The following is a 13,273-nucleotide window of genomic DNA, read 5'->3' on the forward strand; positions in this document are numbered from 1 at the left end:
GACATAATATGTCAAAAACGATATCCTCCCCGTATGAAACCAGCACGCTCCCCCCTGTCCCGCCCGCAGCCCGATGCCTGTGACCTGAGCCGCCGGGCGCGTTATGAATACGGCGCCGCTCTGCGCAAGGGCACGGCGCGTGCGCGCCATGGCCTGTGGCACGCGCCCCACGGGCGACCGGACCCGGTTGGGGTACTCATTGCCCAAGGTACTTCGCGCATACAGGACCTGCTGCCGGTCCGGTATGCGCGCATGCTGGTATCGCCCTTTGCCTTCCTGCGCGGGGCGGCGACAATCATGGCCGGCGACCTTGCCCATACACCTGCGGCCGGTCCGATGGTGCAGGGTTGCGGTGACTGCCATCTGGCCAATTTTGGAAGCTATGCCTCGGCCGAGGGAACGCCGGTCTTCGATATCAACGACTTTGACGAAACGCTGCCCGCCCCGTTTGAATGGGACATCAAGCGCCTTGGCACATCGCTGGTGCTGGCGGGGCGGCAGGGTGGCCTGTCCGATGGCGCAAGCCGCCGGCTTGCGGTCACCATGGCGCAGGCCTACGCTACGGAAATGAAACGGCTTTCGCTGTTTTCGCCGCTGGAAGTATGGGCCAATCCGATTAACCTGTCCGCCGCCATTGCAGGCTTTGCCAGCAAACAGGCCCGTACACAGGCACAGGCCCTGCTGGCGCAACGCATGGAAAGTGCGCGCGGTCATTACGGCCTTGTCGATACCCGCCAGCCCATGCCCGCCCTGCGTGAGCGCCGGCCACTGGTCATGCGCCTGCCCGCGCATGATGATGTGATCCGGAAAGCCTTTGCCCGCTACGTGGCAACACAGCCTGCGGAACTTGGGGTGCTGCTGGCACGCTACAGGTTGCATGATGTCATCTTCAAGGTCGTGGGGATCGGGAGCGTGGGCATGTTCTGCGCCATCGGGTTGTTTGCCACGGTCGATGGCGACATGCTCCTGTTGCAGATCAAGGAGGCACAGCAATCCGTTCTGGCGCCATTTGCCGGCCTGTCGTCTTTTTCCAACCAGGGGCAACGTGTGGTCACGGGTCAGCGTATCATGCAGGCGCAGAGTGACCTCTTTCTTGGCTGGACCCATAGCGCGGGGCAGGACAGGGGTGCGACGGATGAGGCGGGGTTTCTGGGGGCTGGCAGGCAGTTCTATGTCCGCCGCCTCAAAGATGCCCGCCTGGCCGCAGTCGGTTCCGATGTTACACCTGAAGGGCTGCCTGATTACGCGCACCTGTATGGCCGCACCCTTGCCCGTGCGCATGCCCGTTCTGGCGATACCGCGGTCATCAGCGGCTATTTGGGCAGGGGGCGCAGTTTTTCCGACGCTGTGGGCAGTTTTTCCATTCTGTATGCCGACCAGACCAGAGCTGACTGGGACGTCTTTTGCAAGGCTGTCAGGACAGGACGGATCGTGGTGGCATAGGTGGGCCGCACGGCGTGCGTGGCCGGGGCGGAAACAGCCTCGTATCCGCCTCGTTACATCCAATCCGGCTGCTGGAAACGGATGGGCCGGGCATGACCCTTTCGGGCAGATGACACAACACAGCATTATGGAGCAGGCATATGAAAATCGGTATTATCGGCGCGGGACAGATTGGTGGCACACTGGCGTGCAAGCTCGTGGCGCTGGGGCACAGCGTCTCGATCGCCAATTCACGCGGGCCGCAGACTCTGGCTGCCCTTGCCGCACAGAGCGGTGCACACGCCGCCACGGTGGCGGATGCGGTGAAGGGGGCGGACTTGATTGTCGTCACCATTCCTGAAAAGAACATACCGGCGCTGGGTCATGCCCCGTTTGCGCATGTGTCGCCCGAAGTGGTGGTTGTGGATACCTGCAATTATTACCCGCGCCAGCGCGATGGCCGGATTGCCGCCATAGAGGATGGCACGCCCGAGAGTGTATGGATGGCGCAGCATATTGGTCGGCCCGTAATAAAGGCATTCAACAATATCTACGCAAGGCACCTGCTGGAAAATGGTCGGCCGGCCGGCACGCCGGGACGGATCGCGCTGCCCGTGGCTGGGGATGACGCGCGGGCGAAGAAAGTGGTGATGGAGATGGTGGACGCGCTGGGCTTTGATCCGGTTGATGCCGGCCCACTGGCCGGGTCGTGGCGGCAGCAGCCGGGCACGCCGGTCTATTGCGCCGACCTTGATGCAGATGGCGTGCGCCATGCGCTGGCGCAGGCACGCCCTGAACGCCTGCCGCAATGGAGTGCCACCGACAAAAGCCCTGGCAGCTTTGAACAGCCTGCCTGAGTCGCTTACGGCACGAGATGGGCACGGCGCAGGGTTGGCGTATCTTCCGCATCATTGAAAAAGCAGGCAAGGGCGGTGCAAAACGCTGCCTCCCGCAGGGCGGCGCGGTGGAACAGGGTCTTGGATGAATGGAATTTCCTGTCATCCGGCATGCCAAAAATGGCATGGGCGCTGCGCCCTGTCAGCGCATTGACCATTGCCATGCATGCCACCAATTGCGGTCCCGATAGCAAGTGAGCCATGAAGGCCCCGGCTTCCGCCATCAAGCGTATGGCATAACGCTGCGCCATGGAGCTGTGGCCCAGCTCGGCAAATTGCGCGAAGACAAACAAATCACATCCAGTAAGTGCGTTTATACTTCGCAGCCAGTTTCATGGCGTAAGGTTTCCAAGACCGGTTCCTATGTGTGCACGAAGCGTTGCAGGTCAAAGGGATCGGGCATGCGGGTCTACGCACAGGCTGAAAAGCGGGCCTCCATTTTCCTCATCGCGTGCGGGTGGCTCGTCGCGCCCGTCATCATGATCACCATCCTCATCGTCGTCGGGAACGGGCCAGTCGGGCGGATCCAGCGGTTTCTCATCGTCGGGATCATGTCTATCAGGGTCATAAGGCGGGGGTAGCTGTACCGGTGTGCCAGATGCAGGCGGGTCGAAAGGCACGGAAATATCTGGCGTCTCTTTTACTTGCATCCTGAACATGGTTTTTCCCCAATACTGGACAGCCATGCAACGGATGGCATGACCGGAGGTTGCACGCATACCGCACGCCATGACAGACCAAACCAGTGCCGTCCGGTGGCGTTGATCCAGCACAGACCCCTGCAAAAAGGAAGATGATGCCTTGGCCCGGATGCTCAAAGACCGCCTGCGTGAAGGACATCCCTACCCGCGCGGGGCAACATGGGATGGGGAAGGGGTCAATTTTGCCCTTTTTTCAGCCCATGCGCATAAGGTGGAAGTCTGCCTGTTCGACCATGATGGCATGACCGAAATCGAACGTATCACCCTGCCCGAATATACCGACCAGATCTTTCATGGCTGGTTGCCCGATATAGGCCCCGGACAGTTCTATGGTTACCGGGTGCACGGACCGTATGAGCCCGATGTCGGCCATCGTTTCAACCCTAACAAGCTACTGCTCGACCCCTATGCCCGCGCCCATATGGGGGACCTGAAGTGGGATCCCGCCCTGTTTGGCTACACGCTTGGCCACAAGGATGCGGATCTGAGCTTTGACACCCGCGACAGCGCGCGCTTCATGCCAAAATGCGTGGTGATCAACCCCGGTTTTGACTGGCATGGCCAGTCGGGCCGCAATCCGCTGCCATGGGACCAGACGGTGCTGTATGAAGCCCATGTCAAAGGCCTGACCCGCTTGCACCCCCGCGTGCCCGAAGGGCTGCGCGGCACCTATGCAGGGCTGGCCACGCGCGATGTGCTGGACTACATCCGCGCCCTGGGTGTTACCTCGCTCGAACTCCTGCCCGTACACAGCTTTGTCAATGACCAGCACCTGCTGGAAAAGGGGCTGAGCAATTACTGGGGCTACAACACGATCGGCTTCTTTGCGCCCGATCCGCACTATGCTGCCGACCGCGCGGAATCCCTGCGTGAGTTCAAGGAGATGGTCTCCGCCATACACGCAGCCGGGCTGGAGGTCATTCTGGATGTTGTCTACAACCACACGGCGGAAGGCAACGAGTGCGGGCCGACGCTTTCGTTCCGGGGCATCGATAACGTCTCCTACTACCGCCTGGTCAAGGACCAGCCGCGCTATTATGTGAATGATACGGGCACGGGCAACACGGTCAACCTGTCGCACCGGCGCGTGATCCAGATGGTGACCGACAGCCTGCGCTACTGGGCGGACGAGATGCATGTGGATGGCTTCCGCTTCGACCTTGGCACCATCCTTGCGCGTGAGCCCAACGGGTTCGATAACCAGTCCGGTTTCCTCATGGCCTGTTCACAGGACCCCACGCTGGAAACCGTGAAGCTGATTGCCGAACCATGGGACTGTGGCCCCGGCGGCTACCAGGTGGGCGGTTTCCCGCCCGGTTGGGCGGAGTGGAATGACCGTTTCCGTGATGTGGTGCGCAATTTCTGGCGTGGGGGCGAAGGGGCGGGTGCCCTGGCCCCGCGCCTGCTGGCCAGCCCTGAGCAGTTCGACCACCAGGGGCGCAAACCGTGGGCATGCGTGAACTTCCTGACCGCGCATGACGGCTTTACCCTTAATGACTGCGTGACCTACGACACCAAGCACAACGAAGCCAATGGCGAGGACGGTCATGATGGCGCGGACCAGAACAACAGCAGCAATTACGGCGTGGAGGGGCCGAGCGATGATCCCGCCATACAGGAACTGCGCGGTCGACAGATCCGCAATATGCTTGCCACCCTGCTTGTGGCGCAGGGTACGCCCATGCTGCTGGCGGGAGACGAGTTTGGCCGTACGCAGGGGGGGAACAACAACGCTTATTGCCAGGACAACCCGATATCATGGATCAACTGGGATTTTGGCACACGCGGCAAGACGCTCATCCGCTTTGTCACATGGCTGACCGACCTGCGCAGGCGCTTGCCCATATTACGGCGCGGGCGCTTCCTGACCGAGGCGTATAATGCGGAACTGGACATAAAGGAACTGACCTGGCTGCGCCCCGACGGGGTAGAAATGACCCCGCAGGATTGGGACGGCGCACATTGCGTGGGGCTTATGCTTGATGGCCGCGCCCAGCCCACCGGTATCCGCCGCCGTGGCGCGGATGCGACCCTGCTCATGGTATTCAATGCCCGGAGCGAACCGGTTGAACTGACCCTGCCATCCGTATCCGACCAGCACTGGCGGCTTCTGGTCGATACCCGTATCGACGATGGGGGCGCCGGGCAGACGGACCGGCATTTCAGTCCCGGTAACCTCTATCCCATAGCGGACCGCGCCTTCGCGCTCTTTGAACTGCTACCCGATGCGGCACCTGCCTGAGCGGAGAGGAACCGCCTTTTACAGACTGATAATGAATGAACATTTGTGGGTGCCGCCCTTTTTTTTCAAGAGCAGCACCCAATGTCGCGTTCCAGCAGAATCCTGACCATGATCCGCATGGCCGCCGGGAGGATGCAGGCGACTATGGCTGGCCTTTCGTCCTGGCGGGCGTGATGGGTGGGCAGGTTCCATCCCGGCCAGCGCGGTCAGAAGGGCAAGCCATGTAGGGCGCGGTTGGCGGCATCATACCGGATTTCGTAAGCTGCCTTTTCCATCAGGAACACCTTGAGCAGGTTGGTCTACGTCTCCGCATTCCCTTTAACATCGGCAGCGTGGCCCACAAGCAGGGTAAACGATGCATCCGTATCGGAAAAATCCAGCGCGACCACGGCTGCTTTCCTGCCTGCGCGGCGGGTATAGGCATAAACCTGCGTGTCGGGGGGAGATATCCTCACACCACCCATCCGAGAGGCAGCGCCATCGCCAGCACAGGCGAATCATGGCGCGATAGAAGGACAGGACGGATGTGGGGTCGACACTTTCCGACCGCACATTGATCTGCCTGTAGTTCGGGTTAACCGCAAACCACGACCTGGCTGCGGTGGTAAAGCCCACATGCGCCGTGTCATCCCACTGCATGGGCGTACGCGCGTTATCACGGCTGACCTGTATCAGGTTGCGCAGGGAGTCCGCAGCCTTGACGCGGACCTTGAGGTTCTCTCAGTTCTTCAGGTCGGGTTGCTTGCTGACAAAGGTGTGCAGGCTTTCCTGCTGCCACGGACCTGTGCCGCAGTGGCCGGGACGAGGAAAAACGTGGTTCCGAGAAGGCGGGTCATATCCCGCGGGTAAGGTCCATGTCTGTCCGTTCCTTGTGCGGTCCGTGTATCAGCCCAGCAGACGCTGGCGCAGATTGTCGATTGCCATGCCAAAGGCGGTCAGCAGGTCCGTATCCACACAGACTTCCCCGCCCGACAGGCGGATGAAGCCCTCGGTCATGGCGTTCTGGACCATGCCTTCAGAATGGACGATCAGGCCATCGGCATCTTCCGTCGTGCCACTGCCGCCATTGCCCGTCCTCTCCCGCAGAGAATCCCCCCATGCCTGTTTGCGGTATTGAGCCACCTTTTGCGGGTACGCGCGACCATCGACCGTATAACCAGCCAGTTTCTTGCCCTGGGCTGCCATGTAGCCGATCTCGACGGCGGTACCGGGGTCCATGTCGGCCGCGCGGCGGAAGGGGTCGAGACAGAACACGCCCGCGTCGCACCCGTCCATCAGGTCACGGTCCAGGCGGGCGATCAGCAGGCTGGTCTGCGCACCGGGTGCAAGGTCATCCACCTCGGCCTGCCCGTCAAAGGGGCAGACACCTTCCAGCCCGGCCTTGGTGCAGATGTCCTTCATAGCGCGGAACAGGTCTGCCGCGCCGGGCCGGAAGACCGTGTCGCCCGCAAGGTAGATGCGCGGTGCGCGGGGGGAGGGGCTTTGGGTGTTCATGATTGGGTTGTTCCTGTTATTTCTCATATCGAAACAATACTGGTCAATTCCGCCCGCACTGTATCGCTTTTTTGGCGTACGGATGGTCTAATCGGGTGCGACGCCAGTCGGCCGCAAGCGTGCGGGCGACTTTTCTCCAGTGGAGTATGCATGAAGATCATTATCGATACCGATCCCGGGCAGGACGATGCCCTGACCATACTGCTGGCGCTGGCAAGCCCCGAGATCGAACTGCTGGGTGTGACCACGGTCGCGGGCAACGTATCGGTGGAACAGACCACCGAAAATGCACTCAAGACCCTTGACCTGGCGGGCCGGACAGACATACCCGTCCATGCTGGCGCCGACCGCCCGCTGCTGCGCCCTGCGGTCAATGCTACCCATGTGCATGGCCGCACGGGGTTTGAAGGGGTGGACCTGCCGCCCCCAAGCCGTGCCGCGAACCCGGGCCATGCGGTTGATTTCATCATTCGCACGGTCATGGAAAACCCACCCGGTTCGATCACGCTGTGTACCATCGGGCCGCTGACCAACATTGCGCTGGCACTTGCGCGCGAACCCGCGCTGCGTGAGCGTATTGGCCAGATCGTAATGATGGGCTGCGCGTTTTCCGAAGTAGGCAACATAACCCCCACGGGTGAGTTCAATGTTTATGTTGACCCCCATGCGGCCGAGATGGTGTTCGCATCCGGCATAAGGCTGGTTGTGTTCCCGCTTGATGTGACCCACCAGTTGCATACAAGTGCTGCCCGCCTTGCACGGATCGAGCAGATCCCCAACCGTATCGGCCCGGTGGTTGCGGCCTGGCTGCGCTTTGAAAAGCGCTTCGAGGCCACGAAATACGGCACCGATGGTGGTCCGCTGCATGACCCCAATACCGTGATCTGGCTGCTCAGGCCCGACCTGTATCATGGCCGCGAGGTCAATGTGGAAATCGAGACCGGTAGCCCGCTGACCATGGGCATGAGCGTGGTTGACTGGTGGGGAATTAGCAGGAAGCCCAAGAACGCGCTCTTCATGCGCGATGTGGATGTAGAGGGTGTGTACGACCTGATTGTCGATCGCCTGTCCCGCCTGTAATGCATGGGCCAGGGGCATGCGTGCCCCCGGCCTGCCACCTTATACGGCCTTGTGGCCACGGGGCAGCGGCGCGCGCGCGATGTACTGGCCCGCGCCGCGAGTGACCCGCAGATCGCCATCATCCCACACCACGCGGCCCGCGCTGATCGTGCGCCGGGCAACACCGGTTACGGTCATGCCTTCATAGATATTGTAATCCACGTTCTGGTGGTGGGTAGCGGCGGAAATGGTGCGGGTGCCGGTGGAATCCCACAGTACCAGGTCGGCATCAGCACCTTCGGCAATACAGCCCTTGCGCGGGTGCATGTTGAAGATGCGCGCGGTGTTGGTGGAGGTGATCGCCACGAATTCCTGCGGCGTCAGGCGGCCGGACACCACACCGTGGTGCCACATGATGCTCATCCGGTCCTCGATTCCCGGCGTGCCGTTAGGGATATGGGTGAAGTTGCTACGGCCATTTTCCTTCTGCCCGGCACAGAAACAGCAATGATCGGTTGCCGTGGTCTGCAACTGGCCCGAGGTCAGCCCCGCCCATAGCGCCTGCTGGTGGTGCCTGGGGCGGAACGGCGGACTCATGACAAAGCGCGCGGCGGTCAGCCAGTCGGGGTTGGTGTACACGCTCTCGTCAAACACCAGGTGCTGCGGCAGAACTTCCCCATACACGCGCTGGCCGCGCATGCGGGCATTGGCAATGGCGTGGGCGGCTTCCTGTGTTGAGACGTGGACGATATAGACCGGTGCATCCAGCAGTCCCGCAAGTGCGATCACGCGCTGGGCGGCCTCGCCTTCCACCGTGGGTGGGCGGGAACGGGGATGGGCATCCGGCCCAGTCTGACCTTCCGCCAGCAGCTTTGCCTGCAGGTAGGCCACCGCATCGCCGTTTTCGGCATGGACAGTACACAGCGCGCCCAGTTCACCTGCGCGGCGGATGGAGTGCAGCAGCACGTCATCATCCACCATCAGGGCGTTCTTGTAAGCCATGAAGTGCTTGAAGGAGTTCACCCCGCATTCATTGACCAGCGTTTCCATATCCTTGGGTACCTGCTCATCCCAGTGGGTGACGGCAACGTGGAAGGCGTAGTCGGCGGCGGCTTTTTCAGCCTTGCCGCGCCACTCTTTCCACGCGCCGAGCAGGGAGCCACCCACTTCGGGGATGACGAAATCAATGATCGAGGTCGTTCCCCCCGCAAGGCCCGCAGCCGTTCCGGTAAAGAAATCATCACTGGCGACCGAACCCATGAAGGGCATTTCCAGGTGAGTATGCGGGTCGATGCCGCCAGGCATGACCAGCAGCCCCCCCGCGTCCACGACCTCACAGCCGGTGGGGGTGGCGATATCAGGCGCGATGGAAGCGATCCGCCCCTTGTCATCGCACAGGATATCGGCCTTGAATGTACGATCGGCCGTAACAATCGTGCCGCCTTTTACATGAAGCATGACCGTACTCTCTTTCCTGTTGGGTGGCGCGCGTTCAGAACGGGCTTGTCATTCCATATCGGAACCGTATTGTTATTCTGACCTGACGGTCAAGATTATATCTTCGCTGTAACGATCAATATAAGGGAAACGCCATGCAAGGCCGTGCGGACCACATGGACAGCCACCTGGTGAACGAGGATCTGGCACCCGTACGCACGCGGAGTTGGAAGTGGTTTGACTATGTCTCGCTATGGATGTCCAACGTGCACAGCATTGGTGGCTACATCACGGCGGGCAGCCTGTTTGCCATGGGCTTGCCGGCGGGCGACGTATTCATTGCGCTGGTGGCGGGCATTGTGATCATACAGGTGATCTGCAACCTGGTGGCACAGCCCAGCTTTGCTTCCGGTGCGCCCTATCCGGTCATGGCGCGCATGGCGTTTGGCGTGCGCGGCGCGATTATTCCGGGGCTGGTGCGCGGCATCATTGCAGTGGGCTGGTACGGTATCCAGACATGGCTTGCCTCCAACGCGGTGCTGGTGCTGCTTTTGCGGCAGTGGCCGGGTCTGGCGCCATGGGCGGATGTGCGCCTGCATGGCCTGCTGGGGTTATCCGCGCTGGGGTGGGGGTGTTTTATGTTCCTGTGGGGGTTACAGGGGGCGGTGTTCTGGCGCGGGATGGAAACAATCCGGCGCTTCATCGACTGGGCCGGTCCCGTGATTTATGTGGTCATGATCGGGCTGGATGGCTGGCTCCTGTGGCGGGCAGGGGGGCATGTCTCGCTTGATGTGCTGGGTACCGTGCCGCAGGGCATGGGCGCGCGCATGCTGGGCATTCTCAATGCCACTGCGCTGATCGTGGCCTATTTCTCCCCCATTGCGCTTAATTTTGGTGATTTTTCGCGCTACGGCATCAGTATGGGCGATATCAGGCGGGGCAATTTCTGGGGGCTGCCGGTCAACTTCATCGGTTTTTCAATTCTGACGCTGCTCACTATCGTGCTGACCCGCCCCGTCTTTGGTCGCCTGATGGTGGACCCGGTGGAAGTGGTGAGTCAGATCGACAATCCGACGGCGGTGGCCCTTGGCGTGCTGACATTCGTTACGGCTACGGCGGGGGTCAATATCGTGGCCAATTTCGTCTCGGCCGCGTTTGATTTCTCCAACCTGGCACCGCATGCCATAAACTGGCGCAAAGGGGGGGCGATCGCGGCGGTGGGCGCGATCGTGGTCACGCCGTGGAACCTGTATGCCCGGCCCGACGTGATTCATCTGACACTGGATATACTGGGCACGTTCATCGGCCCGCTGACCGGCGTGCTGCTGGCGGATTACTACATTACGCGCCGGGGAAAGATGGACACCAGCGCGCTGTACACAGCTAACCCGCAGGCACCTTATTGGTATCACGCCGGGATCAATCCCGTGGCCATGGCAGCCCTGCTGTTTTCAGTCCTGTGCGGTCTGGTGCTGGTATTCGGGCCAGTCTTTTCGCCTGTGCGCAACCTTTCATGGTTTGTCGGTTTTTCATGTGCGATCGCAAGCCATGTCGTGCTGTCGCGCCTGTGGGGCCGGACCGGGCAGACGCCAGCGCTGGCCAGTCAGGGTAGGCCGGTCATTGTGCCTACGCCCTTCTCACCGCGCGGCGATGACTGAAGCCGGGTAAAGGACTGCGGGCAGGCCATCATGGTGTCTGCCGCCTGCCCCCTGCTTCGGTCAGACAGGCCAGGAATGCCAGGGCGGGGAGCGCCATGCCAACCATGCACGCCCGTTCCCACCCGCCGCTGGCATAGGCCCATCCTCCCAGTGCCGAGCCGGTGGCCCCGCCCAGGAAGAAGATCGCCATATACAGCGCATTAAGCCGTGCGCGGTAGGCGGCGGAAAGAGAAAAGATCACCCGCTGCCCCAGCACGAGGTTGGTCGTTACGCCAAAATCGATCAGGATTCCTTCCAGCCCCAGCGCCGCGATAAAAAACCGGGGGGCAACAAACCATGTCAGCGTAAAGGCCAGTGCCGTCAGCGCCATGGCCGCCAGTGTCGCACTCCAGATCCAGCCCCGGTCTGCCACACGCCCGGCAATGGGGGCGGCGATCGCTCCTGCCACGCCAACCAGCGCGAACAGCGCAATACCGCCCTGTGACACGCCAAAACGCGGGCTGGACAGCAGCAGGGGCGTTACCGTCCAGAACAGGCTGAAGGTTGCGAACAGGCAGGCATGGTAGAAGGCGCGGCGCTGCAGGGGCCGCGTGGTAGCGAACAGGCGGGCCATGGAAACCAGGAGCGGGCCATAACCCTGCGTGCTGGCACTCTGGTGGCGGGGCAGGCTCCAGCGCAGTAAGAAGGACAGCCCGAGCATGACCGTGGCGGACAGTACGAAAATCGCGCGCCATGAGGCAAGCTGCGCCACAAGGCTGGCCAGCGGGCGGGCCAGCATGATCCCCAGCATTAGCCCGCTCATAACGCTGCCCACCACCCGGCCACGGATGGCCAGTGGCGTCAGGTGAGTCACAAACGTGACCAATACCTGTACTGCTACGGATAACAGTCCCACCAGCCACATGCCGACCAGAAACAGGGCCGGACGGGTGGCGAAAGCCACAACCAGCAGGGCCACGGCCACGGCCCGCGTCATCCAGACCACAAGGCCACGGTTTTCCAGCAGATCACCCAAGGGTACGATCAGTAGCAGGCCCAGGCAGTACCCCATCTGGGTCACGGTCACGATGATGCCCGCCCACCGTGGCGCAAGGCCAAGGGAGGCGGCAATCGGGCCCGTCAGGGGTTGGGCGTAGTAGATGTTCGCCACAATCAGACCGCAGGCTGCGGCAAAGACCATGATCAGGGGCCGGGCAATACCTGTAGCGGTATGCGGGGGGGTGCCGGGGGTGGGGAAAGTCATGTGGTGCGTGCTGTCATGGCTATCAATCCTGACTGAGTCTGTATGCATGGCGCCGGGCCAGTCTGGCGGGCGGATATATGCCCGCCCGCCACCCGGTTAGGGCAACGTGGCCAGCCGGGAGACCAGCAGGCTATAGAAAGCATCGGAATCGACATCGCGCAGGAAAAGGGCGTTGGGTTCCCTGTCCGTCACCCGCCACCAGTCAACCACGGTCATGCCGACCGACAGTTTGCCTTCAGTCTCGATGCCTACATTGACATGCCGCCCGCCAAAGAGATCCGGCGCAACCAGCCATGCAATCGTGCACGGGTCATGCAGCGGCGCGCCCTTCCAGCCATATTTTACCAGGTCGAACCGTTCTGAATATGAAAGCATGTCCGCTGCCGCAATGGAGCAGCGGTTTGCATTGGCCCGCAGCGCTGCCAGCCGATCGGGCAGCCCAAGACATTTATGGGTGACATCCAGCGGCAGGACCACAAGCGGGATACCGGCACTGAACACGATGTCGGCCGCTTGAGGGTCGGCATAGATGTTGAACTCCGCCGCAGGCGTGATGTTGCCCAGTTCCGACCACGCGCCGCCCATCAGCACCACCTCGCGCAGGCGCCCGGCAATGTCGGGCGCAATTGTGAGCGCCATGGCAAGGTCCGTAAGCGGGCCAAGCATGACCAGTGTCAGTTCCTGCTCCTGCGCCGCGCGGATGGCATCGACCAGATAGGTCACGCCACTTTCAGGTTGGACGGGCATGGTGGGCGGCACAGAGAGGTCGATACCATCAAGCCCGGTTGGCCCGTGCACATGCTCGGCCGTGGTCTGGGTTGGACGCAGGGGGCGTGCGGCGCCAGCAAAGACGGGTATGTCGGTGCGCCCGGCCATTTCCAGAACGCGGCGCGCGTTTTCCACCGTGCGCGTGCGCGGTACATTGCCCGCAACCGCAATAACGGCCTGCACTGCAATCTCGGGCGAGGCAAGGGCAAGGAAGAGCGCAACGGCATCGTCCTGTCCGGGGTCGGTATCTATGATGATCTTGCGTTTCAAAAATCACGACTTTCCTGGTTGGGCCGGTCGGCCACTGACCGGCTGCCGACTGCTCGGCCGGGCCTACGTCAGATATCGACCGT

11 protein-coding genes and 2 pseudogenes are annotated in these 13,273 nt (G+C 61.8%); 5 read left to right on the forward strand and 8 right to left on the reverse strand.

Annotated elements, in window-relative coordinates; translation table 11 throughout:
- The first annotated feature begins 33 nt into the window (after positions 1 to 33).
- Both GLX_RS01910 and GLX_RS01915 read left to right on the forward strand, forming a co-directional pair.
- The gene (locus GLX_RS01910; RefSeq protein ID WP_014104361.1) at positions 34 to 1,443 is read left to right on the forward strand and encodes a DUF2252 domain-containing protein; all 1,410 of its coding nucleotides are present in this window, start codon (positions 34 to 36) and stop codon (positions 1,441 to 1,443) included.
- A 137-nt stretch (positions 1,444 to 1,580) separates the two neighbouring features.
- Positions 1,581 to 2,279 (forward strand): annotated as a pseudogene (locus tag GLX_RS01915) (NADPH-dependent F420 reductase); the annotation flags it as partial.
- Positions 2,280 to 2,284: 5 nt separating this feature from the next.
- Here the strand turns inward: GLX_RS01915 and GLX_RS01920 are convergent.
- Together GLX_RS01920 and GLX_RS17970 are read right to left on the reverse strand one after the other, a co-directional pair.
- Positions 2,285 to 2,611 carry a DUF1810 family protein gene (locus GLX_RS01920; RefSeq protein WP_014104363.1) on the reverse strand — a complete coding sequence of 109 codons (327 nt, stop codon included), beginning with the start codon at positions 2,609 to 2,611 and terminating at the stop codon, positions 2,285 to 2,287.
- 93 nt (positions 2,612 to 2,704) lie between these two features.
- Positions 2,705 to 2,977, reverse strand: coding sequence for a hypothetical protein (locus GLX_RS17970; protein ID WP_148268524.1), 273 nt, complete (start codon positions 2,975 to 2,977; stop codon positions 2,705 to 2,707).
- A 151-nt stretch (positions 2,978 to 3,128) separates the two neighbouring features.
- Between GLX_RS17970 and glgX the strand changes: the two genes are divergently transcribed.
- Complete coding sequence (gene glgX, locus GLX_RS01930) at positions 3,129 to 5,261, forward strand: glycogen debranching protein GlgX (RefSeq protein WP_014104365.1); 2,133 nt, start codon at positions 3,129 to 3,131, stop codon at positions 5,259 to 5,261.
- 299 nt (positions 5,262 to 5,560) lie between these two features.
- On the opposite strand, the gene GLX_RS18695 is transcribed toward glgX, so the two are convergent.
- From GLX_RS18695 to GLX_RS01940, 3 genes and pseudogenes are all read right to left on the reverse strand, one after another.
- Positions 5,561 to 5,716, reverse strand: a complete 156-nt coding sequence (locus tag GLX_RS18695) for a hypothetical protein (RefSeq protein WP_193360653.1) — start codon at positions 5,714 to 5,716, stop codon at positions 5,561 to 5,563.
- A 91-nt stretch (positions 5,717 to 5,807) separates the two neighbouring features.
- Positions 5,808 to 5,900: pseudogene (locus GLX_RS19420) on the reverse strand (alpha-amylase family glycosyl hydrolase); the annotation flags it as partial.
- A 246-nt stretch (positions 5,901 to 6,146) separates the two neighbouring features.
- Positions 6,147 to 6,755 (reverse strand): nucleoside 2-deoxyribosyltransferase, encoded by a 609-nt coding sequence (locus tag GLX_RS01940; RefSeq protein WP_050856081.1) that lies wholly within the window; start codon positions 6,753 to 6,755, stop codon positions 6,147 to 6,149.
- 150 nt (positions 6,756 to 6,905) lie between these two features.
- On the opposite strand from GLX_RS01940, the gene GLX_RS01945 reads away from it, so the two are divergent.
- Positions 6,906 to 7,835 carry a nucleoside hydrolase gene (locus GLX_RS01945; RefSeq protein ID WP_014104368.1) on the forward strand — a complete coding sequence of 310 codons (930 nt, stop codon included), beginning with the start codon at positions 6,906 to 6,908 and terminating at the stop codon, positions 7,833 to 7,835.
- A gap of 39 nt (positions 7,836 to 7,874) precedes the next feature.
- Here GLX_RS01945 and hydA read toward each other — a convergent pair whose 3' ends face one another.
- A complete protein-coding gene (gene hydA / locus GLX_RS01950; protein ID WP_014104369.1) occupies positions 7,875 to 9,272 on the reverse strand; it encodes a dihydropyrimidinase in 1,398 nt (465 codons plus the stop codon).
- A gap of 134 nt (positions 9,273 to 9,406) precedes the next feature.
- Here hydA and GLX_RS01955 point away from each other — a divergent pair, with 134 nt between their 5' ends.
- Positions 9,407 to 10,909: an NCS1 family nucleobase:cation symporter-1 gene (locus GLX_RS01955; protein WP_014104370.1), complete on the forward strand. Its 1,503-nt coding sequence runs from the start codon at positions 9,407 to 9,409 to the stop codon at positions 10,907 to 10,909.
- Between the two features lie 28 nt (positions 10,910 to 10,937).
- Here GLX_RS01955 and GLX_RS01960 read toward each other — a convergent pair whose 3' ends face one another.
- Together GLX_RS01960 and GLX_RS01965 are read right to left on the reverse strand one after the other, a co-directional pair.
- Positions 10,938 to 12,200, reverse strand: a complete 1,263-nt coding sequence (locus GLX_RS01960) for an MFS transporter (RefSeq protein ID WP_014104371.1) — start codon at positions 12,198 to 12,200, stop codon at positions 10,938 to 10,940.
- 48 nt (positions 12,201 to 12,248) lie between these two features.
- The gene (locus GLX_RS01965; protein ID WP_014104372.1) at positions 12,249 to 13,190 is read right to left on the reverse strand and encodes a nucleoside hydrolase; all 942 of its coding nucleotides are present in this window, start codon (positions 13,188 to 13,190) and stop codon (positions 12,249 to 12,251) included.
- Between the last annotated feature and the right edge of the window lie 83 nt (positions 13,191 to 13,273).

Source organism: Komagataeibacter medellinensis NBRC 3288 (assembly GCF_000182745.2).
GTDB lineage: Bacteria > Pseudomonadota > Alphaproteobacteria > Acetobacterales > Acetobacteraceae > Komagataeibacter > Komagataeibacter medellinensis.